Annotated in this window: 18 protein-coding genes and 1 tRNA gene; 7 read left to right on the top strand and 12 right to left on the bottom strand. The window is 62.1% G+C overall.

The window, feature by feature from the left end; translation table 11 throughout:
* Positions 1–2: 2 nt before the first annotated feature.
* The gene (locus C8D82_RS21145) at positions 3–761 is read right to left on the bottom strand and encodes a prepilin-type N-terminal cleavage/methylation domain-containing protein (protein WP_147835575.1); all 759 of its coding nucleotides are present in this window, start codon (positions 759–761) and stop codon (positions 3–5) included.
* Between the two features lie 716 nt (positions 762–1,477).
* Positions 1,478–2,641: a substrate-binding domain-containing protein gene (locus C8D82_RS08030; RefSeq protein WP_165832921.1), complete on the bottom strand. Its 1,164-nt coding sequence runs from the start codon at positions 2,639–2,641 to the stop codon at positions 1,478–1,480.
* A gap of 941 nt (positions 2,642–3,582) precedes the next feature.
* Between C8D82_RS08030 and C8D82_RS08025 the strand changes: the two genes are divergently transcribed.
* Complete coding sequence (locus tag C8D82_RS08025; protein WP_116883756.1) at positions 3,583–4,407, top strand: PIG-L deacetylase family protein; 825 nt, start codon at positions 3,583–3,585, stop codon at positions 4,405–4,407.
* 33 nt (positions 4,408–4,440) lie between these two features.
* Here the strand turns inward: C8D82_RS08025 and C8D82_RS08020 are convergent, their stop codons facing one another.
* The 3 genes from C8D82_RS08020 to C8D82_RS08010 all read right to left on the bottom strand — a co-directional run bounded on the left by C8D82_RS08020 (position 4,441) and on the right by C8D82_RS08010 (position 8,716).
* Positions 4,441–6,870 carry a heavy metal translocating P-type ATPase gene (locus tag C8D82_RS08020; protein WP_116883755.1) on the bottom strand — a complete coding sequence of 810 codons (2,430 nt, stop codon included), beginning with the start codon at positions 6,868–6,870 and terminating at the stop codon, positions 4,441–4,443.
* Between the two features lie 127 nt (positions 6,871–6,997).
* Complete coding sequence (locus C8D82_RS08015; RefSeq protein ID WP_116883841.1) at positions 6,998–8,338, bottom strand: ammonium transporter; 1,341 nt, start codon at positions 8,336–8,338, stop codon at positions 6,998–7,000.
* Positions 8,339–8,374: 36 nt separating this feature from the next.
* Positions 8,375–8,716, bottom strand: a complete 342-nt coding sequence (locus C8D82_RS08010) for a P-II family nitrogen regulator (RefSeq protein WP_116883754.1) — start codon at positions 8,714–8,716, stop codon at positions 8,375–8,377.
* Between the two features lie 286 nt (positions 8,717–9,002).
* Here C8D82_RS08010 and C8D82_RS08005 point away from each other — a divergent pair, with 286 nt between their 5' ends.
* Positions 9,003–9,824, top strand: a complete 822-nt coding sequence (locus C8D82_RS08005; RefSeq protein WP_165832920.1) for a glycerophosphodiester phosphodiesterase — start codon at positions 9,003–9,005, stop codon at positions 9,822–9,824.
* Positions 9,825–9,848: 24 nt separating this feature from the next.
* Here C8D82_RS08005 and C8D82_RS08000 read toward each other — a convergent pair whose 3' ends face one another.
* The 4 genes from C8D82_RS08000 to C8D82_RS07985 form a co-directional block, all read right to left on the bottom strand.
* Positions 9,849–10,367 carry a DUF1559 family PulG-like putative transporter gene (locus tag C8D82_RS08000; protein WP_207776090.1) on the bottom strand — a complete coding sequence of 173 codons (519 nt, stop codon included), beginning with the start codon at positions 10,365–10,367 and terminating at the stop codon, positions 9,849–9,851.
* Between the two features lie 130 nt (positions 10,368–10,497).
* Entirely contained in the window at positions 10,498–10,950 is a 453-nt protein-coding gene (locus C8D82_RS07995; RefSeq protein ID WP_116883752.1) for a hypothetical protein, read from the bottom strand.
* Positions 10,951–11,227: 277 nt separating this feature from the next.
* Positions 11,228–11,303, bottom strand: a tRNA-Phe gene (locus tag C8D82_RS07990).
* 71 nt (positions 11,304–11,374) lie between these two features.
* Positions 11,375–12,652 (bottom strand): hypothetical protein, encoded by a 1,278-nt coding sequence (locus C8D82_RS07985; protein ID WP_116883751.1) that lies wholly within the window; start codon positions 12,650–12,652, stop codon positions 11,375–11,377.
* Between the two features lie 132 nt (positions 12,653–12,784).
* Between C8D82_RS07985 and rpmE the strand changes: the two genes are divergently transcribed.
* From rpmE to C8D82_RS07970, 3 genes are all read left to right on the top strand, one after another.
* On the top strand, positions 12,785–12,988 hold the full coding sequence (gene rpmE / locus C8D82_RS07980) for a 50S ribosomal protein L31 (protein ID WP_116883750.1): 204 nt from the start codon (positions 12,785–12,787) through the stop codon (positions 12,986–12,988).
* Between the two features lie 75 nt (positions 12,989–13,063).
* Positions 13,064–14,152: a peptide chain release factor 1 gene (gene prfA, locus C8D82_RS07975; protein WP_116883749.1), complete on the top strand. Its 1,089-nt coding sequence runs from the start codon at positions 13,064–13,066 to the stop codon at positions 14,150–14,152.
* An 87-nt stretch (positions 14,153–14,239) separates the two neighbouring features.
* Positions 14,240–15,292: a glycosyltransferase gene (locus tag C8D82_RS07970; RefSeq protein ID WP_116883748.1), complete on the top strand. Its 1,053-nt coding sequence runs from the start codon at positions 14,240–14,242 to the stop codon at positions 15,290–15,292.
* A gap of 10 nt (positions 15,293–15,302) precedes the next feature.
* Here the strand turns inward: C8D82_RS07970 and nfo are convergent, their stop codons facing one another.
* Positions 15,303–16,169: a deoxyribonuclease IV gene (gene nfo, locus C8D82_RS07965; RefSeq protein ID WP_116883747.1), complete on the bottom strand. Its 867-nt coding sequence runs from the start codon at positions 16,167–16,169 to the stop codon at positions 15,303–15,305.
* A 231-nt stretch (positions 16,170–16,400) separates the two neighbouring features.
* Here nfo and C8D82_RS07960 point away from each other — a divergent pair, with 231 nt between their 5' ends.
* Together C8D82_RS07960 and C8D82_RS07955 are read left to right on the top strand one after the other, a co-directional pair.
* Positions 16,401–21,194, top strand: coding sequence for an alpha-2-macroglobulin family protein (locus tag C8D82_RS07960; RefSeq protein WP_116883746.1), 4,794 nt, complete (start codon positions 16,401–16,403; stop codon positions 21,192–21,194).
* A gap of 7 nt (positions 21,195–21,201) precedes the next feature.
* Positions 21,202–23,418 carry a transglycosylase domain-containing protein gene (locus C8D82_RS07955; protein WP_116883745.1) on the top strand — a complete coding sequence of 739 codons (2,217 nt, stop codon included), beginning with the start codon at positions 21,202–21,204 and terminating at the stop codon, positions 23,416–23,418.
* Here the strand turns inward: C8D82_RS07955 and C8D82_RS07950 are convergent.
* Positions 23,411–23,752 carry a DUF4870 domain-containing protein gene (locus C8D82_RS07950; protein WP_116883839.1) on the bottom strand — a complete coding sequence of 114 codons (342 nt, stop codon included), beginning with the start codon at positions 23,750–23,752 and terminating at the stop codon, positions 23,411–23,413. The genes C8D82_RS07955 and C8D82_RS07950 overlap by 8 nt on opposite strands.
* Positions 23,753–23,911: 159 nt before the next feature.
* The gene (gene fucU, locus C8D82_RS07945; protein WP_116883744.1) at positions 23,912–24,346 is read right to left on the bottom strand and encodes an L-fucose mutarotase; all 435 of its coding nucleotides are present in this window, start codon (positions 24,344–24,346) and stop codon (positions 23,912–23,914) included.
* Positions 24,347–24,644 lie beyond the last annotated feature (298 nt).

Below are 24,644 nucleotides of genomic sequence, written 5' to 3'. Positions count from 1 at the left end.
CCTCATTGATTGAAGGTCGGCAGGAAATACCGGTCGAGCTTGTCGGTGACCTGATAGACGAAAATCGCCCGCTGTCTGCTCACGGCATGGCCGTCGACGAATGATACATTGGCATTGCCGGAGTGGCGGGAATCGATCATGTAGGGGCAATTGTCCAGCACGGTCTTGGACCGGGAGAGAGCCGGAGTGCCGAAGGGAACGCCGTAGGCTTCCACATCCGGAATCCCGGTTGCGCCGTGGGCGACCACGGAATCCGCCAGCATGATGGTTTCCGATCCCCTGCGGGTGACTTTGATCGGATAAATCTTGTTACCGATGATGGTTGCCGCATCATCCGGGAAATAATAATACTTGTTGCCGCCGGTTCCGTAGGTGCCGAAATAGCGGTTCATTCCGTAATGGCAGCCGGCAGTCCAGTTGTTGCCGTCGTTATTGAACTTGGGGCCGAGCAGTTCGGTGCCGCGGTTGTAGCCCTGCGCGGAAGGGCAGACGAACATCTGAGGTTTGGAATAACCGAGCTTCCAGAGCAACCGGGGCCAGGCGTAGCTGAGACCACCCATTTTGACGCAGACCGGCGCATAACCGCTGTAATCGTCCGCGTAGTTGATGATGTCGAAAGTGTTCTGCTTGATCTGGCTCAGGCATTTGGCAGAGCGCGCCCGTTCCCGCGCCGAGTTCAGCGCCGGAAGCAGCATGGAAGCGAGAATGGTGATGATCGCTATCACAACGAGCAGCTCAATAAGAGTAAAATTCCGGCGCATAATACCGGGTATGTTAAGAGAAATTGCCGAATTTTCGTGTTGCATCTGCTTATCCTTTCTCATGTTATACATATTTTCTCCTTTGTTCACAGGTCGCTTTTTATTTCAGGGCCGTTACCGGCAACAACTCAAAGGCGATGTTTACTTGTCCGGCCCAATGCCGTCCGATGTCAAGTCGCACGCAATCATGCAGTCACTCATACGCTTAGCTACCTTCCCATGCCATTCCAGGCAACAAACTGGTTGCGCTTTGAACTGCGGATGGCTCCGGAGGGCCTTTTTCAAGGCCTGCCCGCCTGTGGCGTGCACGATCGCCCGTCCGGACCTCCCCGCTCGCCTCGGAACTCCCGTTGACTTGCGGAGCACTTCCATTCGCGGGCGGGGCTAGCGCCCCTTACTTGCCGGGCTGCGCCCGTCAACTCCTCATCGTTCGCTGCGCTCACTACGCCGGAGGGGCTTCGCTCTCTACGTTCGGCTTCGTCACTATCGTTCCTCGTTATTTTGCTGCCGCAAAATAATTCCCTCACATTCGTTCGCGGCGCTGACCGCGCTTGTTGTGCGCCGCGTAAGTGGTTGTGCGACCTTATTTGCATGCCGTTTAAGTGGTTATGCAGACCGACCGATGCCTTGCCTGTGCCTGGTCGCACGCCCCCCGAAGGGCATAGAGCGCGTACCCGGCAGCGGCACCTTGCCGCTTATGCCGAAATAACCGTGAGTTATGAAATTGTAATCAGCTCTGGAGTTACCAGAATATTTTCCGGTTTCCAAGTTTCCGGGGAGTCGATATGGGTCAGCAGCCGGGCGGTCATGCGGCGGCCGATTTCATTATTCCTTTTATCCACGGTCAGCGGAGGCGTGTAATTTTCCAGTCGGGACCAGCCGTTGAAAGCGATCTTGTTGTCGTATCCGGCGATTACCACATCTTTGCCGGGAGTGCGGCCGAGCAGTCGGAGCGCCGCTGCGAGAATCGGCACGTCCCAGTCGGTCTTGGCGAGGAGCGCATCCGGCGCGGGCGCACCCGGCCTGAAGTAATCGAGCAGGTATCCCGCCGCCAGCCGGACTTCCTCGTGGAACCGGGACTCCTGCCACGCATCTTCGGCATCGTAGTTACAGCCCCAGTAACAGTTTTCGGGAAGCGGTTCGGGAGTGAGGCCGGCCGCCTGCATTGCGGCGCTGTAGCCCCGGTAACGGGCGGCGACCCAGTATTCGGCGCGTCCCCGGGCGAGATAGCAGAGGATGCGTTTGCAGCCGCGCCGGAGCAGTTCATCCGTCAGCTGTCGGGTGCCTTCGGCGTGGTCGGGCAGCACATGGTCGATCTTCTCGTAGAGCGTACTGTGAACCGAGGAAACCACCGGAATCCCGGACGCCGCGAGCCGCCGGGCCGCCGCGTCGAAGGCCGGAGTCGGATGAGCCGGAGTGAACAGCAGCGCCCCGCCGGGGCGGATCTGGGCGAGTTCTTCGAGTTCTCCGCCGTGCAGCTGGGAGGCGTTCAGCCAGAGAGAGTGCATATTCCGGGCCATCACCTCCTCAAGCGCTCCCGCCTGAATCGCATCCATGAAACCGGAGTTGCGCTTGCGGATCGCATCGTCCTTGTCGGAGGGGCCGAGCAGAATGATGGTCCGATTCATCAGCGAGGAACCGGAACCCTTCGGCTTCGGAACCACGTGCATCCGGCGGCCGCGCTTTTCGAGCACGCCGCGTTCCGCCAGCACGGCCAGCCCCGAACGAACCGTGCCGCGCGAAACGCCGAACCGCTCCGCCAACAGGTTTTCCGCCGGAACTTCGGCATCCGGCGGCAGCTCCCGCTCCCGGATCAGGGCCATCACATTCCGGATCACCTGTTCGCGCGGAGAGCAGATGGCGGTGTTTGTATAATTCATGTACAATCTCCGTTTCTGTTTGTACATTAATTATGCAATAGAAAAGATGAAATGTCAACCCCTGAAGCGGAAATAATCGGAAAAAATTGCGAATTTTGACGGCGGGCGGCAAGTACGGCAAAGTGCGGCAAGTGCGGCAAGGTGCCGCTGCCGAGTACGCGCTCTACGTTCTCCGGGGTCGCACAGGCGGGCGGCAAGGTGCCGCTGCCGGGTGCGCACGCCAATGCCCCTTCGGGGGGCGTGCGGCGGTGGGCACATGCCAAGCATCGGTCGGTCACCAAAACCATTTTGGGTGCATAAGTAAGGCCACGTCACCTTTTACGCGGCGCATAATAAGGCCGTGCTGCCTTTTACGCGGCGCACAATAAGCGCGGTCAGCGCCGCGAACGCATGTGAGGGAATTACTTGCGGTAGCAAGTAACGAGGAACGGTAGTGACGAAGCCGAACGTAGTGAGCGAAGCCCCCCCTGGCGTAGCCCGCAACGCGGGCGTTGAAGGGGTTGGCCGCCGCAGGCGGACAAGTAAGCGGCGAAGCCGCGCCCGCGAGCGGAAGTGCCTTGCAATCGGACCGGCTTCCGCCACCGGCGAGGGGGTCCGGGGGACGTGCGCGACGTCCCCCGGACCCATCCGCAGGCCGGAGGTGCGGTGCTCACTTCCCTCCGGGCAGCCTCGCCTGTTCTTGATGCAATGCAAAGTTGAATATAAAGTTCACGTGCGACTTGAAAGCGGAGATGAATCTCCGCACTCCAAGATTGCCACTCTGCCTTTCCGGGCATTGTACCCACGGACTGGCACAGAAGGCTCTGCAAGTTCACTGGGACAAAATTGGATGGACTTCGAGTTGGTTGCTTTTCCTTAAGGAACCGGGAACTTGACAAGGGAAGCCGGAGGGGCTATCTTCTGAAACGGATGGAATTGATTTTTACCGGAGATGGAAAAAGATGGCTGAAATGGTGAGGAATTATCTTGTGATCGGGGCGCATCCGGATGACCCGGATCTGTTGTTCGGAGGATGCGCGGTCAAATTGCTGAAGGCTGGACACCGGGTGAAATTCGTCTCCGTCAGCAGCGGCGATTGCGGACACTATGCGATGGAGCCTGCCGCGCTGGCGCTGCGGCGGCACCGGGAAGCGCAGGAGTCGGCGAAGGTCGCCGGGCTGACCGGATATGAGATTCTGGATGTACCCGACTGCCATGTCGTATGCACGCTGGAACTGCGTGAAAAACTGATCCGGGTGATCCGGGATTTCGGGCCGGATGTGGTGATCTCCCACCGCCTTTGCGATTACCATGCCGACCACCGCGCGACCGCCCAGTGCGTGATGGATTGTGCGTATCTGGTCCGGGTGCCGATGTACTGCGCCGATACGCCGATTCCGCGGAAGGACCCGGTTTTCGCATACGGATATGACGCCTTCACCGATCCGCGCCCGATCCGCGCCGACGCGGTGACGGAGATCGATTCGGTGGCGGAAACCAAATTGCGGATGCTCGACTGCCACCGTTCCCAGTTCTACGAGTGGTTGCCGTGGAACATGGGGCTGGAAGCGCCGGAGCCGGATCGCATGAGCCGGCAGGAGCGGCAGGAGTATCTCGACCGCCATTGGGGAGGCCGCGACCGGCAGGCCGCGGAATTTGCCCGTGAAGCCCTGCGCGAGCGTTACGGAGCGCGGGGCGATGAAATCCGGAGGGCCGAACTGTTTGAACTCTCCCCTTACGGCGCACAGCCTGCCCCGGCGGAATTCCGCGCCCTGTTCCCGGACTGAGAACGGAGCGCCGGAAGACGGCCTGCGTTCCGGTCAGGGGCGGAAGCCGCGCAACCGCAGGGCGTTGAGCACGACGGAGACGGAGCTGGCCGCCATGGCCAGCGCCCCGAAAACCGGGTTCAGGATGGGGCCGTCGAAAAGCGCGTAGAACACCCCGGCGGCGAGCGGAATGCCGATCGCGTTGTAGAAGAACGCCCAGAAAAGGTTTTCACGGATGATCCGCATCGTCGCCCGCGACAGGCGGATCGCGGCGGGGACTTCGGCGAGGTCGCTGTTCATCAGCACCACGTCGGCGGCCTCCATCGCGATCGCGGTGCCGGAGCCGATCGCGATTCCGACATCGGCCTGCGCCAGCGCGGGCGCGTCGTTGATGCCGTCGCCGACCATCGCGACCGCTCCGCCGTTCGCGGCGGCCTGGAACTCCCTGAGCGCCTTGGCCTTGTCGCCGGGGAGCAGCTCCGCGCGGAATTCGTCGAGCTTGAGTTCCGCGGCGATAGCCTGTGCGACCGCGTTGTTGTCGCCGGTCAGCATCGCGCTTCTGATGCCGAGGGATTTGAGCCGGGCGACGGCGTCCGCCGCGCCGGGCTTGAGCCGGTCGCCGATGCCGATCACGCCGATCAGCTTTTTGTTGCGGGCGGCGTAGACGACGGAACCGGCGCCGGAGAGTTTCAGCTCCGGGACCTCCGGTTCAAGCCCGACCGCGCGCATCAGCCTGGCGTTGCCGAAGAGCCACTCCGCGCCGCCGAGACGGCAGGAGAGTCCGAAGCCGGGGCGGGCGGTGAACTGTTCGGCCTTCCACGATTCGAGCTTTTTCTCGCGGGCGGCGGTCACGATCGCCTGCGCGAGCGGGTGTTCCGAACCGGCCTCGGCGGAGGCTGCCGCCGCGAGCATCCGGTCGGCGTCGAAACCGGCCCCCGGAATCACCCTGACCTCGGTGACGGCGGGTTTCCCGACAGTCAGCGTGCCGGTCTTGTCGAAGACCACGGTGCTGATCCTGCCGGCGGTTTCGAGCGCGGCGCCGGACTTGATCAGGATGCCGGATTTCGCCCCCTGGCCGATGCCGACGATCAGCGCGATCGGCGTCGCCAGCCCGAGGGCGCAGGGGCAGGCGATCACCATCACCGCCAGCGCGAAGCTCAGCGCCGCCGGGAAACCGGCTCCGGCCAGCAGCCATGCGAGGAACGTCACGGCGGAAATGCCGAGCACCGCCCACACGAACCAGCCGGAGATCCGGTCGGCCAGCCGGGCGATCGGCGGGCGCGAGCCCTGCGCATCCTGCACCAGCTGCACGATCCGGGCGAGCACGGTGTCGCTGCCGACCCGGGTCGCCTTCATCACGATCGAACCGTTTTTATTCACCGACGCGCCGGTCACTTCGGAGCCGGGGGCTTTTTCGACCGGCATGGATTCGCCGCTGAGCATCGACTCGTCCATGCTGGTTTCACCCTCCTCGACCACGCCGTCCACGGGGATGCGTTCGCCGGGCTTGACCCGCAGCCGGTCGCCCGGCTGGATTTCGGCGGCCGGAACCACCCGGTCCCCCTGCGGCGTGACCAGTACGGCGGTTTCCGGTGCGAGTTCCAGCAGCTCCCGGATCGCGCCGGAGGCGCGGCGGCGGGAACGGCCTTCGAGGAATTTTCCGAGCATGATCAGTGCGACGATCATCCCGGCGGTGTCGAAGTAGAGATGCTTGAATTCACCCTGCGCGCACAGATAGAAGCTGTAGGCCGCCGCGGCAGCGGTGCCGCAGGCGATCAGTGAATCCATGTTCGGCGCGCCCCGGAACAGCGAACGGAAGCCGCTGGTATAGAAGCGGAACCCGGCCCAGACCACCGGAATCAGCAGCACGATTTCCAGAAGCGCCCGCGCCTTGTCCGATATCGGGAAGAAGGGCAAATGGAGCATGCCGTGCATCGCGGTGTAGAACAGCAGCGCCGCGAACACCACCGCGGTCACGAAACGGAACAATTCGCGCTTCGCTTCGGAGGCTTCCTCCTCCTCATTCGCCGCGCTCTGCTTCGCCTCCGCGACCGAGGCCTCGTAACCGGCCTCGCGGACGGCGTCGATCACCTGCCGGCTGGTCAGCTTTTCCGGTATCATTCTGAGGGTCAGGCGGTTGGCGGCGAAGTTCACATAGACATCGGAAGCGCCGTCGAGCTTCCCGACCGTCTTTTCAATGTTGGCGGCGCAGCTCGCGCAGTGCATCCCCTTGACGTCGAAGTTGATTTTGACCGGCTCCGAACCGGCGCTTTCCGGCAGCGAGGCTTCAAAACCCGCCGCGCGGACGGTGTCGATCACCTGCTGTTGCGTCAGTTTGGCCGGATCGGCGTCGAGCGCCAGACGGTTTGCGGCGAAATTCACGTAGACCTCGGAAGCGCCTTCGAGCTTTTTGACCGCCTTTTCAACATTGGCGGCGCAGCTCGCGCAGTGCATCCCTTTTACATCGAAAGTCCATTTTTCCATATTGCTTCCACTCCTCTTGCGGCATTGTTCCTTATAGTAAAGAACTATAATCCGTTTTGTGGAAAAAGCAAACCGGAACCGGTTGAAAGCAATCGGTTCCGGTTGGGGAAGGGGGACTCCCGCTCCTCTATTGGTTGCTGAAGAACTGGAAGCCGGGATAGGCTTCCATGCCGTGTTCGCCGAGGTCGAGGCCGCGCAGTTCCTCCTCGGTGCTGACCCGGATGCCCATCGTCTTTTTCACCGCGTAGAAGATCACGAATGCGCACGGGAAGGCGACCAGTCCGACCGTCACCGCGCCGGTCAGCTGCGTCAGGAAGGTGTAGCCGGTTTCACGGAAGGCGAAGATGCCGACCGCCAGCGTGCCCCAGACGCCGTTCACCAGATGGACCGACAGCGCGCCCACCGGGTCATCAAGCTGCAGCTTGTCGAAAATCAGCACCGACGGCACCACGATCACTCCCCCGATCAGGCCGATCAGGATCGACGCGGTCGGGCTGACGCAGTCGGCTCCGGCGGTGATCGCGACCAGTCCGGCGAGACAGCCGTTCAGGGTCATCGAGAGGTCGGGCTTGCGCAGGATCGCCATGCCGGACAGCATCGCGCCGATCACTCCGGCGCTCGCCCCGAACATCGTGGTGCAGAGCACGTAGGAGATTTTGGTCGGTTCGGCGCTCAGGATCGAGCCGCCGTTGAAGCCGAACCACCCCAGCCACAGGCAGAAGGTGCCGATCGTCGCCAGCGGCATGCTGTGCCCCATGATCGGCATCGCCTTGCCGTTCACGTACTTGCCGATCCGGGGGCCGAGCAGGATCACCCCGGCCAGCGCCGCCCAGCCGCCGACGCTGTGCACGAAGGTCGAACCGGCGAAGTCATGGAAGTTCATTCCCGCCAGCCAGCCGCCGCCCCATCCCCACGAACCGATGATCGGATAGACGATCGACACGTAAAAGAGCGTGAAAACCAGATAGGCGTTCACCTTCACCCGGCCCGCGACCGCGCCGGAGACGATCGTGGCCGCCGTCGCCGCGAACATCCCCTGAAAGAAGAAGTCGCTCCAGTAGGTGAATTTGCCGCCGTTGTAGGCGTAGGCCGCGGCGATGGAGGCCTCCGGGTCGGCCCCCATGCCGAATCCGGCAAAGCCGATCACCTTGCCCAGCAGCCAGTTGGCTTCACCGGGATACATCAGCGAAAATCCGCAGACCGCGTAGGTGATGAAACCGATCGCCGGAACCAGCGTGTTTTTGAACAGTACGTTCGTGCAGTTCTTCGCCCGGCAGAGGCCCGCTTCGAGTGTCGCGAAGCCGAGGTGCATCAGAAAGACCAGCATGCCGCCGATCAGCACCCAGACGTTGTTGATCGTGAAGATCGCCTCCTGCGCCGGAGTCAGCACGGCGGCGGTTTCCCCGGCGGCGAGCGCCGTCCCGGCGACGGCGAGGAAGGGGATCAATATTGTTTTCAAACTGTTCATGATGAAATATCCTCCGAAAGAAATCATTGAATTGCCTTACCCGATCGCTTCGCTGCCGGTTTCCCCGGTGCGGATGCGGATGCACTGATCCATCGGCAGCACGAAAATCTTGCCGTCGCCGATGTGCCCGGTGCGCGCCCCGGCGATGATGCCGTCCACGGTCGGCTGTACGAATTCATCGTTCACCGCGATCGCCAGCCGCACCTTCTTGAGCAGGTTCACCTCGGAAATCGCACCGCGGTAGGCTTCGACGTATCCCTTCTGCTGGCCGCAGCCGAGCGCGTTGCTGACCGACATCTTGAAGATGTTCCTCTTGTAAAGCTCCTGTTTCACCGGATTCAACCGTTCCGGCTTGATGTAGGCGATGATTAGTTTCATGTTACACCTGTGTTTCTGAATGATTGTTGACGGAAACCGTATGCCGGAAGAAAAGCAATCCTCGTGCCAAGTCGTCTGATTTTCGGCTATTGCTTTGATGATCAATGAATTGTATTGCAACTAAAGGCGGGGGGCTTTTTACAAAATTGATCCGTTCCGGCCGGAGAAATGGTAAAAATTGTAAAACCGGTATGGAAAGCCGCGTTTTCCGGGCGGTTGACAATCCTGTTTGGGATGATATGTTATGCGAACTGAAACCGCCACAGACACAGAAAGGATTCTGTCCATGAAACTCGGATTTCTCCCGCTGGCCGCCGTCATGCTTCTGCCGGCTCTTCACGCCGCCCCGCTCTACATCGCCCATCGCGGCTCCTCCGGGGAGGCGCCCGAAAATACGCTGGCGGCGTTCAAGCTGGCCGGCCGCCAACTGGCCGACGGGGTCGAATGCGATATCCACCGCACCAGAGACAACCGGCTGGTCATCTGTCACGATCCGAACACGAAGCGGACCACCGGCGTCGACCTGAAAATCAGCGAATCCAACCTGGCCGAGCTGCGCCGGCTTGACGCGGGCAAATTCAAAGGCGAGGAGTTCAAGGGGGAGGCGCTGCCGCAGCTTTCCGAGCTTTTGAGGGTCGTGACGCCGGAACAGCTGGTCTATATCGAACTCAAGGAGGATGATCCGCTGATTCTGCCGCTGGTGAAGGAGGAACTGAAGAAGTCCCGGGTGCCGATGGAACGGATTCGCCTGATCAGCTTTCATCCGTCACTGCTGAAACTGGCCAAGGAGCAGATGCCCGACTGCAAGACCTATTATCTGCGCGGGCTCGGCACCGACCGCGCCACCGGCCGCCCCACGCCTTCCGCCGAAGAACTGATCCGGCTGGCCCGCGCGATCAACGCGGACGGACTCGACCTCTGCCGGCACCCGAAGCTCGACGCGGAACTGGTCAAAGCGATCCGCGACGGCGGGCTTGAACTCCATGTCTGGACGGTGGATTCTCCGATGGAAGCGTTGCGCTACGCAGCCCTCGGCGTCGATTCGATCACGACCAACTATCCCAAACGCCTGAAAGATTCCGTCGGGCGGCAGGGGAGGGGGGAGTGATATTCTTTATTCAGGGATAAGCTCTCAATCTCTTTCGTGCTGCAGATTGCCGTTCGACAGCATGAGATTGCCATACTTTCCCGGATGATTTCTCGCGCGATCCTTCAGGAGGAGGAACGGCGGTTTTTCATCAATCCTGCGGTTTGCTCCGTAATAGAGGTAGTCGGAGAAATCCGTGTGTGATTCCCGCCTGCCCGGACACCGGTAGATTGCCGCATCCGACAGATACGCCGACTCGAAAAGAGTCGGCAGGTCCGGCGGCAGAAAGCCATTGAAATCTTCCGCATACTGTTCGAGGCATATCCGGATCTGTTTGAGGTTGCTGCCGCAGGAAATCCGTCGGGCTGGTTCCCGTGCCGCTTCGAATGACGGCATCAGGAAGCCCAGCGAAAAGAGAGCCAGCAGCAGATAAATGAACATCGATGCAGCTTTTGCTCTGACAGCGGTTTTCCGAAGAAACGGCGTGATGATGCAGCAGGCAAGCGAAATCAGGAAAGTGAAAAGTGAGTAGAGGGAGCGAATGGCGCTGTCGCGCCATTTCATGATATAAAACTCCTCCCAATCGGAATAAGCGGCATCTGGAAACAATGCAAAGGAGAGTACAGAAAAACTGCAATCAGCAGATAGAGAACGTCAAGGAGCAATATCCAGAACCACGGCTTCCTGAAAAACTTCACCATTCTTGATTCTCCTGATTTGCGCGGCATCCAAGCCGGTTGATATCGGTTCGGAACAGTGCTTTTACCCTCGGCTGAAGAAGAACGACAAGGCAGGAGGCCAGAAGCAGTTCAATCAGGAGCAGGCCGCCGAACAACAGCCAATGCCAGTTGCGATAAGCCTGATCCAGTGGAAGCCACGGAAACAGAGCCAGAAGAATGCCGCCGCCGGGAACTGTTATCCATAAATAGACCAGCAGATAAAGACGCCAGCCCCGACGGAGACGGAGCAGGCCGTATCCGGCGAACAGGTTGAGGAGATTTCCAAAGTCCAATACAAGCCGGTCGTAAAAAACAGCCGACCAGATTGTCGCCAGAACCCCGAATATGCCGGTCACGATAAAGAACCATGCCACGGCTTTCAAGGCCCGCATCCAGCGGAGATCGGAGGAACAGACAAGATCTTGCATGAAAAACCTCCCGGTTTACAGAAACCTCTGCTCGTAAGATATCATCGGGTTGGTGGTTTGCAAGTTTTTTCCGTTTCCTGCCGGTACTTTTGTCCTGACTTTGAAACAGGAGAGCCGGGATGACGGGGCTGAAAGTGTAATATTGATAAAGAAATGCGATAACTTATCGATACTTTATCGAAGCGGAGGAACGGTATTTCCTCATCGTATTCGGATCTGCTCGATCCATCGTTCGGGAGCTGTTTGAGGGGGGCTCCCCGAAAGAAGGCAAAAAGAATGGTGGCCGGACCCAGAATCGAACTGGGGACACGGGGATTTTCAGTCCCCTGCTCTACCGACTGAGCTATCCTGCCACCTGCATAGTCTATAATGGACACCCGTTTTTTATTTTTTCAAGCCTGGTATCCGATTTTTTTGCAACTTTTCAGCGGTTCCGGTAGGTTCCCGTGCCGAACCGGTCCAGGTCGGCCGTCAGGATGAACATGCCTCCCATCCGCAGCGGGCGGCCGGCGTCGATGATCCGGCGGAACGCCCGGCGCAGCGAATTGTCCGCCGGGTATTCCGAAAGCTTTCCCTCCGAACGCCCGTAGACGAAGAACAGGCCCGCCCGGTCCACCTCCGGCATCGGCGTCAGGTAGACCTCCTCCATGAAGCGCGCCAGATTGGAACCGGGCAGCTCCGCCATCCAGTCCGGATTCAGTATCCACGATTCACAGCAGATCGCATGCAGTTCCTTATGGAAATATCTACGGAAAAATTCCACCGCCCGGCACAGCGACTCCTTCGCCAGCTCCGGCGTCATGCCGCCGCCGCCCGGAATGTGCAAACTCGGCACCCACTCGTGCGCCGACAGCACCGGAGCGTATTCCGTCAGGTCCAGCGTTTCGCGTTGTTCCGGTTCGGCCCGCCCGGTGGCCGGATTGATCGGGATTCCGGTCACTTTGCCGTCCGCCTCGTCGAGGTGCGCAATCTGGATTCCGGCTGCTTCCGGGCGGACCGGATACCCTTCGCCGCCCGCGACTCCGACCGCCCCGTTGCGGGCCCGGAAACCTTCCTGCGTCAGGACCCAGCCGTCCCGGCAGAGGGCAACGGTCCGCCCCGATTTCCGGCTGCGGTAGATCGCCGGCAGCCACTCCGGCGCGCTGTGGACCAGAAATTCAAAGCGCCCCACCCGGAACAGGCGGTTTTCCATATAGTGCTTCAGCCAGTGAATCTGCTGCAGGTCGTGGCCGGGATTGCCGTCATGCGCGGCGGCGTAGATCGCAATGGTTCCGCCGATCCACTTCGCCGGACCGTCCGCATACTCCGGCGGCAGCCCGATTTTCCGGTAGCTTGCCGCGATCAGCGGCAGCGCGGACATCGCCGTCAGCAGTTGAAACAGGCCGCACTGCCGCCGCGTCAGCAGCTTTTCCGGCGCCGGCCACTTTCCCAGACCGGGTTCATCGCGCCGGAATGCCGCGTCGATGATCAGATTCGCGTAGACGCGCAGCGCCGGTTCCGCCGCGACCCGCGCGTTCAATTCCGGCAGTTCCGGGGCGAACGGCGTCGGGACCGCCAGCTTTTCCGCGTAACGTTCGAAAAAGCCATCCGTAAAACATTCCGGCAGCGCCTCCGTGTCCGGCACTTCCTGCCAGTTGGAGGAAAGCGTATCGGCAAATTCCGGTGTAAAACCCGTCCGGCGGATGAATTCGGCCAGCAGCATGACTTTGTCTCCTGTTTTTTTGATACCGCGCTTGAATTTTCCCGGAAGCGTGATATGTTTTATACTTGACTTTTGATTGAAAACGATCTGTTACAATTTACATAATATAACCTGAACATGGAGTTATGACAAATGAAAAAGGATCTGCATCCGAAGTACGGTGAGGCTGTCGTCACCTGCGCATGCGGCGAAGTCTGGCACATCAAATCGACCCGTCCGGAGTACAAGGTCGGTATCTGCGCGAAGTGCCACCCGTTCTTCACCGGCAAGCAGAAGTTCGTCGACACGGCGGGCCGTATCGACAAGTTCAACCGCCGCTACAAGAAGCAGGGCTGATCCGCTCGCTTTATGGAATTCATGGGCCTGCCCGGAGCTTTTTCCCGGCAGGCCTTTTTTGGGATTTGACTGCAAATGGTACCTGAAGACATCGCCGGATATATCGAAAACCTGCACGGACGCTTCGCGGAGCTCGAGGCCGCGCTGGCGGATCCGGCCATCTACGCCAGAGGCGCGGAGTGCCGCCGGGTATCGCAGGAACACCGCAAACTCGAAACATTGTTCCGGAAGTTCGACGACTGGCGCAAGGCGCTTGCCGAACTTGCCGACAACCGCGAGATGCTGACCGCCGAAACCGACGCCGAGCTGCGTGAACTGATCGCCGCCGACATCGCCGATCTGGAGGAGAGGGCGCAGAAACTCGAAGCTGACATTCAGATTTCGCTGCTGCCGCCCGATCCCAACGACGCCAAGAATATCATCGTCGGGATCAAACCCGCCGCCGGCGGCGACGAGGCCGCGCTTTTCGCGGGCGAACTTTTCCGCGCCTATATGAAATTCGCGGAAAAGAAGGGATGGCGCATCGAAGTGCTCGACCAGACCGACACCGAACTCGGCGGGATCAAGGACGTCTCCTTCTCACTCTCCGGCGACGAAGTCTATTCGCTGATGAAGTATGAGTCCGGCGTGCACCGGGTGCAGCGCGTGCCTGCCACCGAGGCCGGCGGCCGCATCCACACCTCCACCGTGACCGTCGCGGTGATGCCGGAGGCGGAGGAAGTGGAGCTTGACATCCGCCCCGAAGACCTCCGTTTCGACGTGTTCCGTTCCAGCGGCCCCGGCGGCCAGTGCGTGAACACCACCGACTCCGCCGTGCGCGTGACCCATATCCCGACCGGAATCGCGGTCGCCAGCCAGCAGGAGAAGTCCCAGCACCGCAACAAGGAGATCGCGCTGCGCATTCTCTACGCCCGGCTGCTCGAACATAAGCAGCAGGAGGAGGCCGACAAGCAGGCCGCGGACAAGCGTTCCCAGGTCGGCACCGGCGACCGCAGCGAACGCATCCGGACCTACAATTTCCCGCAGAACCGCGTCACCGATCACCGCTTCAATGTGAATACGTTCGACCTGCCGAAGCTGATGGAGGGCGAGCTGGATTTGATCCTCGACCAGATTCTGATGATCGCCTGCGAACGCCGCCTCGACCAGCTCCGGCAGGCGTAGTTTTTCCGCGCGGGCCTGTACTTTTGCGGAAAACGCGCTATATTGAATGACGGCATCGGCAGCATTCAAACTGGAAGGCGACGTTTTATGAGTATTCCGCTGGGGGTTCTGACCCGGTATGACGAGATGGGAGCTTCCAGCCGCCTGCGTTATTACCTGTTCCGTAACGCGTTGGAAAACGGCGGCTTCCGGCCGGAATACCATCCTTTTTTCCGTGCCGCGTATCTGAGGAGGCTTTACGCGGGGCAGGGGAAATCGCGGCTGCTGGCGGCGGGAGCGCTGCTGCGCCGGCTTGCACTGCTGCCCCGCCTGCCGGAACGGCTGCTGGTCGAATACGAGCTGCTGCCCGAGCTTTCCGCCGCATTCGAGCTGAAATTTCTGCGCCGCCACCGTTACATATTGAACTTCGACGACAATGTGTGGGAGAAGTATGCTTCCAGGCCCCGGCTGGCGGGTAAATATGACGAATTGATCCGGCGGGCCGACGGCGTGATCGCCGCCAACGACTTCCTGCTGGAACGGGTGGCAGCCCTGAACCCCAACGCAATCAAAATTCCGACCGTCGTGGATCTCGGCGCTTACGATCCCGCCGGAGTGAAAAAATTTCCCCGCTTTACGGTCGGCTGGATCGGCACCCCGGTCACCTACTCCTATCTGGAACAGGCCGCCGGGGCGCTTCGCACGATGAGCCGGGCGGCGGATTTTGAATTGCTGGTGATTGCGCGGCGCGATCTCGAAGCCCGTGCGATCCCGGGCGTGCGGATGCGTTTTGCCGACTGGTCCGCCGACGCGGAAGCCGGATTGCTGCTGCAGTGCCATGCCGGGATCATGCCGTTGACGGATGATCCGTTTTCGCGCGGCAAATCGGCATACAAGCTGATTCAGTATCAGGCCGCGGGACTTCCCGCCATCGCCAGTCCCGTCGGCGAAAACGTCAGAGTCATACGGCATGGCGTGACCGGTTTTCTGGCCGATTCCCCGGCGGAATGGGCGGATGCCCTGAAGCAGCTCGCCTCCGACTCCGGCTTGTGTGCCGCGATGGGACTCGCCGCCCGCGCCGCCGCATTTGACTATTCGTTGCAGAAATACGGCCCCGTCGAAGCCGTCTTCCTGCGTTCCGCATTGAGCGTATCGCTTTGACGCCAGGTATTTACCATGGCAGTTCCGGGTTCTCGTTGCGGCTGAAGGCCTGAAGGATTGCGATTTCCTGTTTCCAGAGGGTTTCGTCGATTGTTTCGAGCACGAGCGGAATATTGTCGAGCCTCGGCTCGGCCATCAGCCGGCGGAACGTTTCCCAGCCGAGTTCGCCCTTGCCGATCGAATTGTGCCGGTCCAGCTTGCCGCCGAGCTTGCTTTTGGAATCGTTCAGGTGCATGCCCGCCAGATAATTGAAGCCGATCAGCTCGTCGAAGCGTTTGAAGGTCGCTTCGCAGCCCTCCGGGGTGGCGAGGTCGTAACCGGCGGCGAAGGTGTGGCAGGTGTCGAGGCAGACGCCGACGCGGCCGGGGCGGTCGACCTGTTCGAGCATGGCGGCGATCTGTTCAAAACGATAGCCCATGTTGCTGCCCTGCCCGGCGGTGTTCTCGAATACGGCGACGACCTCCGGGACGGCGTCGATCGCTTCGCGGACGCTTTCCGCGATCAGCCGGATGTCCTCCTCCTCGGAGACCTGTTTCAGGTGGCTGCCGGGGTGGAAGTTCAGTTTGACCAGTCCGAGCTGATGGCAGCGCCTCATCTCATCGGTGAAGGCGGCGATGGAGGCTTTGCGCTTTTCGGGGTCGGGCTGGCCGAGGTTGATCAGATAGCTGTCGTGCGGCAGGATCATTTCCCGTTTGAACCCGAATTTTTCGCAGTTGGCCTTGAAGGCGGCGATCGACTCCGCGGTCAGCGGAGCGGCGTGCCACTGGCGCTGGTTCTTGGTGAACAGCGCGAAAGCGGTGGCGCCGAGTTCATGGGCGTTCAGCGGCGCGTTTTCGACGCCGCCGGAAATACTGACATGTGCACCGATATATTTCATGAAAATTCTCCTCCGGAAAAAACATTTTGTACGATAAGGCAATATAACCTGCTTTGCCGGAAAAGTAAAATCGCATCAGGATCGGGGAGGCGCCCTTTGGGCCGGTTTTTCCGGATTTTTCCGGGAGAAAAAATGATTTCGGAAAAACTTGTTTCCGGCAGTTGAAATCCTGTGAAAACCCTGTATAATACCACTCCACGCCAATCTCCATCGTCGAAGAAAAAGGTCATCATGGGTAAACAGCAAACAGTCGTCCGGTACGCCGCAGGAGGGGTCATTCTCGCCTCACTTGCCCTCAATGCGGGTCTCGCCATCCAACTCTATTCCCGGAACAGGGAGAAGCCGACCCCCGCCCCGGCCGCCGAACCGCCGAAACCGGTTCCGGCTCCGCAGCCGCTGCCGAAGCCGCCGGTCGCCACCGCCCCGGAACCGCTGCGGATTCTCTCAACGCGGTATGACGCGGACAATTCCCGCTTTGAAATCCGGTTCAGCGCGCCGCCGCAGCCGGAGAAGGCGGCGGAGTTCCTGAGCGTGACTCCGCCGCTGGCGCTGAATGTGAACAGCAGCGGCGACCGCTGGTACATCTCCGCCGGATTCGAGCCGGGCAAATTCTACCAGTTCACGGTAAAGCAGGGCCTGCCCGCTGCCGGCGGTGCTCCGCCGCTGGAACGGACCGAACGCCCCGGCTTCATCGCTTCCGAACTGCCGCCCCGGATCAATTTCCTCAGCAACGGCTCCTTCTTCCCGGTTTCCGGCTCCGTCTGGGAATTGCCGGTCGAAACGGTCAACACCGGCAAGGTCCAGGTGGAGCTGTCTCAGGTCTACCCGAACCGGCTGCTGGATTTTCTGCAATCCCCGTGGAGCGACTGTTCCCGGAGCCTCCGCACCGTCACGCTGGACGCTCCCGCCGCCCGCAACCGGAGCAACTGTATCGCGCTGCCCTTCGACGCGCTCGGCCTGAAGCGGGTTCCCGGTGTGTATCAGTTGCGGATTTCCTCGCCCGACGCCTCCCGCAGCGATTCGCGGCTGGTGGTGCTGACCGACCTGGCGCTTCAGGCGGTCGCCGGTGAACGGGAGGTCGGTTTCGCGGTGCGGTCGCTGGCCGGGAACCGTCCGGTCTCCGGCGCGGTGGTGCAGCTCTACAGCCGCAAGCTGCAGCCGCTCGGCGAAGCCGAAACCGATGCGGGAGGATTCGGGAAGATCGAATTTGAGCCGTTGGCCGATCCCGACGATCAGCCGGCGCTGCTGGTCGCGATTCAGGGCGAGGATGTGACCTATCTGCCGTTCTCCGAACTGAACCGCTCCGACCTGCGCAAGGCGGACCGGGGATTGCCGGTTGCCCGGCAGGCCGGATATGGCGCGTTTCTGTTCCCGGAGCGCGGCATCTGCCGCCCCGGTGAAACCATCGGCGTTTTCGGCTATCTGCGCGACGCCGGGAAGCTGAACGCGGCGGGCGGAGTGCCGCTGGTGCTGGAAGTGACCGCTCCGTCGGGGAAGCTCTTCTGTTCCCGGCCGGTGACCGGCAGTGCTTCGGGTTTCTATCAAACCGGAGTGGAGATTCCGGCGGGGGCGGCGACCGGTGCCTACTCCGTCCGGCTGCGCGCTCCCGGCGAGGACCGGGCGGCGGCGCAGTGTTACGGCTCCACCCGTTTTCTGGTCGGCGAATATGTGCCGGATCAGCTCAAGATGGAGTTCCGCGCCGAAAAGGAAACGCTTGCGCCGGGGGAAACGCTTCGCGTGAAAGGGCGGGTCGACTACTATTTCGGCGTGCCGCTGGAGAGCGGCCCGGTCACCCTGAATGTGCGCGAAGCGGTCGCGGAATTCAGGCCGCAGGATTGGCGCGGCTTCACCTTCGGCACCCGCGCCGCGGTGGAGCGCAGTTCCGCGCGCACCTTCCGCAGCTCCGGCGAGGTCAGCCGCGGGGCGTTCAACGACAGCTTCGAGATCCCGGAGCTGGCGTACAAGCCCGTCCTGCCGGTCGAAATCGTCGTGGTCGCGACCGCCAGACCGCCGGTGGGGCGGAGCGTTTCCGGCACCGTCCGGGCGTTCTGCCACTACCGCGACCACTATCTTGGTTTGCAGGACGGCGGAGCGCAGGGGAATCGCCGCGTGTTCCGCATCGCGGCGGTGACGCCGGACGGCAAGCCGTATGAGTTGAAGGAACCCGCCCTCTCCGGCATCCTGATCCGCAGGGACTGGGACTACCGGCTGGTCGAAGAGGACGGCCGCTGGAACTATCAGTGGCAGCAGTTTCAGCAGGAGTTTCCGGCGCGGAAGCTGGCGCTTGTTCCCGAAGGGCGCGGCATCTACCGCTGCGAAATCGAAATGCCGCAGGAGGGCGACTTCACGCTCCGCGTCGCGGACAAGGCGGGGGACCTGCTGGCCGAAACCGAATTCTGGCACTATGCGGGCGAGAGCGGCGAACGGTCGCGCAATCCGTCGGTGCTGGCCTTTGAACTCGACGCCGAATCCTGCCAGCCGGGCGAAACCGTGCAGTTCGCCTTCAACGCCCCGGCGGCGGGGGAGGCGGTGGTCACGGCCGGAGCCGACCGCATCCGTTCCATCACTTCCCACCGGGTGAAGGCGGGGCGGAATGCGATCGAGATTCCGGTACCGGCGGATCTGGCGCAGGGGACTTATTTCGCCGGAGTCACCGTGGTGACCGATCCGTCGGACGACCCGAAAATTCCGAAGCGGCTTTCTGGCCTCGTGCGGATTCCGGTGGACCAGAACTCCCGGCGGCTCGATGTGAAACTTCATGCTCCTGCCGTCAGCCGTCCCGGCGAGGCCGTCACGGTTCGGGCGGAGGTCAGCGACTTCGCGGGGCAGCCGGTTCCGGCGGAACTGCAGCTCTGGGCGGTGGACCGGGGCATTCTGGCGCTGACCGACTGGAAGACGCCCGACCCGTGGAAGTTCTTCTTCGGCGAAGTCAACTGCCCGTTCCGCTTCGGCGACACCTACAGGCAGCTCTATCCGGCATTGCAGGTGGTGGACGGCAGGATCGGCGGCGGCGACAAGCTCGCCGGTTTCCTGTCGCCGTTCGCCGCCGCGCTGAAGGCTCCGGCGGTCGTCGCGATGCGGACCGTTTCCGTGCCGGCTTCCGGCAGCGGCGAATATCAGTTGCAGCTGCCAGACCACACCGGGGCGCTGTTGCTGATGGCGATCGCTTCGGATAAGGAGCAGACCGGTTCCGCCGAACGCGAGCTGGTGTTGCGCGAACCGGCGACCGTGCAGATCGCCGCTCCCCGCGCGGTCGCGCCGCAGGATGAGTTCCAACTCGCGCTGACCTGTTTCAACCACGAGCTTGCACAGAGCGCCGCCGACTGGAGCATCACCGTCGAAGGGGCGCTCGAACCGGTCGCCGCCGCTTCCGGCAAGCTGGAGCTGGCCAAAGGGGAGCGCCGGGTCGTGACCATCCCGGTCCGGGCGTCGAAGCTGCCCGGCGCGGTGACGGTCCGGGCCGAACTGAAACTCGGCGGCACGGTCGTCCGGGGCAGCGAGAGCTTCACGGTGCGCCCGCCCCGGCAGGCCGAAAACCGGACCGTGATCCACACCGTCGAACCGGGCAGAAGCGCCACGTTCGACACCGCGCACCCCGACTTCGACCTGACGTTCGGCAAGGCGGCGGTCGAGATCGGCTCCCCGGCGCTTTCGGTCGCCGGTGCGCTGCGCTGGCTGAACGAGTATCCCTACGGCTGTCTGGAGCAGACCGTCGCCGGCGCTTTCCCGTTCCTCGCGGTGAAGCCGCTGGAGGAGGCCGGAATCCTGCCTGCCGGTTTCGGCGCGGATGCCGATCTCAAGCTCCGCTCCGCGCTGGCGCGGATTCAGGCGATGCGCAGATATGACGGCTGCTATTCGATGTGGCCCGGCGAACGCGCCTCGTGGATGGCCGGGAGTTTCTTTGCGTGGCATTTCCTGCTCGAAGCCGAGCTGGCCGGTTATCCGCTGCCGGAGGAGGAGAAACGGCAGATCGTCACGCAGCTGCGCCGGTATGTGAACGACCGCGGCAACTCCGCCGAGGAGCGCGGTTACGCCTGCTATTTGCTGGCGCTGGCCGATCCGGCCTCGGCGGAGGCTCCCGCCCGCGCGGTGATTTCGGAAAATCCCGAGCTGTTCAGCCGTTTCCTCGCCGGAGCCGCGCTGATCCGCGCCAACTTCGCCGCGGACGGCGCCAGGGTGATCGGGCCGCTGCTGAATCATCCCTTCCACCTTTACAGCCGCCGTTCCGGCGGGGCGCTCGACTCCGAAGAACGCCGCCTCGGCCTCGCGCTGTGGATTCTCGGCGATCTCGCGCCGGAGAATCCGGCCGTGACCCGGCTTGCCGCGCTGCTGCAGCAGAAGATCCGTCCCGAAGGCGAATGGGGCTCCACCCAGAACAACGCGTGGGCCGCGCTCGGATTGTCGCGCTGGGCCGCCCGCCATGCGAAGGGAGCCTGCAAGGGAACGCTTCAGGTCTCCGGCCAACCCGACCGGACGCTTGACGGCGGCTCCGCACTCCGGGCCGACTTCGCCGTACCGGCGAAGTTCACGGTCGTGAACAGCGGCGAAGCCCCGCTTTACGTCTACGTGAGCAGCCGGGGGCTGCCGAAAGAGGGCAGGGAAGTTGCCGAGGGCTTCACGATCCGCCGCGAATACTTCGACGCCGACGCCAAGCCGGTCAGATGCTGCAACTCCGGCGATTTGCTGGAGGCGCGGATCACCGTGACCGCCGCCGCCGGATGCGAAAACATCGTGATCAGCGACCTGCTGCCGGGCGGCCTCGAAATCGAGGACGAGCGTCTGGCGACCCGCAATGCGGTATTCGACAAGCGTGTCGACTCCGGCGTGGATGCCCGGATGCTGGAACGGCGCGACGACCGCTTTTTGCTGTTCGGCGACATCCATGCCGGCAAAGCCGTCGTCACCTACCGGGTGCGCGCGGTGCAGCGCGGCCGCTTCGCGATTCCGGCGGTGCAGATCGAATCGATGTACCGCCCCGAACTCAAGGCGGTCTCCGTCACGGACGGCCTTTTTGAGGTGAAATGACGGTATAATGCGGCGGATTGTCCTGAACCGGAGGCGTCTGGCGGCCGGCGCGGCCATCCTAGCGGCGGTTTTCGCGGCGGCTGCCGCGTTCCGCCAATGGGTGCTGCCGTACTGCGTGCCGCTGCCGGAGGAGGAGCTGGCGCGCCGGATTCCGGCACGCCGGTTCTTCGACCGGGCGGGGAGATTGCTGCATTCCCGGCCCGGCTTCGACTACGAGTGGCGTTTCCCGGTCCGGCTCGATGCGCTTCCCGCGCATCTGGTCGAAATCACGCTCGCAGTCGAGGACCGCAACTTTTACCGGCACGACGGTGTCGACCTGGCGGCGTCGGCGCGGGCGTTTTGGCAGCTTTTAAAACACGGCCGGATCGTTTCCGGCTCCTCCACGGTCACGATGCAGCTGATGAACCTGGCCGACCGGCGGCCCCGCTCGTGGTTCAACAAGCTGTGCCAGATGGAGCTGGCGCGCGGCTGGGAGAAAAAGCACTCCAAACGCGAAATCCTCGAAGCGTACTTCAATTATCTTCCCTACGGCGGCAAGCTCTACGGCGTCGAAGCGGCGGCGCGCTACTACTTCGGGCGGTCCGCGTCGGAGCTGAACTTCGCCGAATGCACGCTGCTCGCCGGAATCCCGCAGCGCCCCAACCGCTTCCGTCCCGACCGGCACCCGGAAGCGGCGCGCCGGCGGCAGAAAACCGTTCTGGAAATGCTGGTCCGCCGCAAGCTGCTGACCGCCGGGGAGGCCGGACGGATTTATGCCGAAGAACCGCTGCGTTACCGGGACTTTTCGCTGCCGCTGTGGCGGCGCGCCGCCGATCCGCAGTTTTTCGAGCTGGCCGAGCGGAGCGCGGAAGCCCCGCTGCCGGAACGGGTGACGGTCACTCTCGACCCTGAACTTCAGGACGCCGCGCTGGCATTGCTGAAGCGGAGCGTTGCGCTTCATCCCTCGGTTCATGACGGGGCGCTGGCCGTGCTGGAGAACCGCACCGGCAAGGTGAGGGCGCTGGTCGGTACCCTGGACTTCGGGGCGCTTCCCGCCGGGCAGGTGAATGCCGCCGTCGCGTATCGCTCGCCCGGTTCGGCGCTGAAGCCGTTCCTGTTCGGAGAGGCGGTCGAAGGCGGGATGCTGGCCGGCGACACCGTGCTCGACGATTCGCCGCTGCTTTACGGCGGCTACCGCCCCGGAAACTTCGACGGCACGTTCCGCGGCCGGGTTTCGGCGGAGACGGCGCTGGCGGAGTCATTGAACACCCCGGCGGTCCGGCTGCTGCGATCGCTCGGCACGGAGCGGGTGAAACGGACGCTTTCCCGGTTCGGGCTGTGGCGTCCCGGCGCTCCCGCGCCGGACAAGCTCGGTCTTTCTCTGGCGCTCGGCAGCCTCGATGTGACGCTGCTCGACCTCGCCAACGCCTATCGCGCGATCGCCTCCGGCGGTATCCATCGCCCGTTTCTGCTGCTGGAGGATACCGCCGCTCCCGCCGGAACCGCGGTGTGGAGCGCCGGGAGCTGCGAAATGCTCGCGTCGATGCTGCGCAGCCGGGCGCTGCCGGGGGCAGGCGGCCTGCCGGTCGCGTGGAAAACCGGCACTTCCAACGGCAACCGCGATGCGTGGTGTATCGCGTTCACCCCGGAGTGGACGGTCGGCGTCTGGTTCGGCAACAAGGACGGCACGCCGTCGCCCGATCTGGTCGGCGGTCCGCTGGCAGCCCCCGCCGCCGGAGCCATGATGCGGACGCTTTACCGCAACGCTCCGCCTCCGGAGTGGCCTGAGGCGCACCGCGAAATCACCGCGCTCTGCCGCCGCAGCGGCCTGCGTCCCGGCATGTTCTGCGGCGAAACCTTTCCCGGCGCCGTCGTGCGCGGCATTCCGCTGCAAAGCTGCCGCGACTGCCGCAGGGAAGCCAATGCGAAAGCTCCGAAGCCGACCGCCGTCGTCACTCCCGCCCCCGGCACCTACCGGGCCGAAGCGGGCGGCGGAGTCCGGTTCCGGCTCGACTGCACTCCCGCCGAAGTTCATTTCTACCTCGACAACCGCTATCAGGGGAAGATTGCCGCCGGGAGCGATCTTATGCTCGCGCCGGGAACGCACCGGCTGCTCTTCTGGGGCGGCGACGGCTATCGGGCCGCCTCAATGGAAATCCGGGTATTGCCGCCGCGGAACGCGGAAAGAAAAAAGGCCCCGGAACCATCGGGCCCCGGAGCCGGAACGGCAGATCCGGTCACTTGAGGAAGCGGAAACAGAAGGGATACCGGTAGATGATCCCTTCGTTCGCCTTGACCGCCGCCACGATGATCATCACCAACCCGAAGAGGCCGACCAGCGGCGCCAGCAGCGCGCCGACCACGATGATCGTGAGCACTCCGCAGATCACATAGAGGATCAGCAGCGTGAGCTGGAAGTTGATCGTCTCCTTGCCGAGCGCATTGAGGTAGGCGGATTCATCTTTCTTGATCAGCCACACGATCAGCGGCCCGACCACCGTCAGGAATTGCAGCAGGACGCAGACCAGTCCCAGAGTCCGTTCTTCGGGAGTGATGCTTCCCTGTTCAACCTTTTTCATTTCTTCCGACATATCCTTCTCCAGAATTGTTACCGCAGACGCCGTTTATCGCCGTGTGCTGCCACGGAATATAACCGGATCGGGAGCATTTGCAACTTTCTTTGCTGTTTTTTACGGATATTTTTTTCAATTTCCGGTAAGAAGTGGCGGGAACCGGGGTCATTTGACCGGCGTTACGCCCTTTTTCAGCAGGATGTTGCCGTATTTGCCGGTCTCGCCGGTGACCACGACCGCGAATGCCTTCCGGGCGCGTTCGTAGAAGTCGAAGCGGTCGATATGGGCGGTTGCCGGAGCGTCGGGCGCGTGCTTTTCGATTGCGGCCCGGTAACCGTCGAGCAGCGATTGGTCAAGGGTGTCGCCGGGGACGGCGGCCATCATCACCACCGGGGCGTCCACATAAGCGTCCAGTTCGAAGAGCGGCAGGATCGCGTCGAGCAGCGGAGCCACCCGGATTCCATCGGCGCGGAGCACCGGAATCCCCATCGAATGGGCGGGAAAGTGGGCGTCCGACAGGATGATCTCGTCGCCGTGGCCCATTTCGGCCAGCGTTTTGAGCAGTTCGGGGCTGATCAGCGGGGAAATACCTTTGAGCATGTTCTTTGTCTCCTGCTTGAATGAGAGTTATCGTGAGAATATAGCCGAAGTATCGGGGAAATGCAAGGGACGGTTGCGGAACCCGCTGCACTGCAAGTTTTATTTTAAAAATTACATGGCGTTTCTGATTTATCATATTCTGGCGTTATCCATTGATTAAAAACAGATTAAGGTGTAATATATTTTTGATTTTGTAAACTTTTGATAATGTCCCAAATTTTGTGATGGGATGTGTTGTTTGACAAGGTTGCATCTGCCTTTTATTTTGAGTAACTCAAAATCTCAACATAAAGGGAAT

The sequence above is a fragment of the Victivallis vadensis genome (genome assembly GCF_003096415.1).
In the GTDB taxonomy this organism is placed as follows: domain Bacteria; phylum Verrucomicrobiota; class Lentisphaeria; order Victivallales; family Victivallaceae; genus Victivallis; species Victivallis vadensis.
The sequence above is the reverse complement of the archived record's forward strand: the minus strand, read 5'-3'. Positions and strand labels throughout refer to the sequence as shown.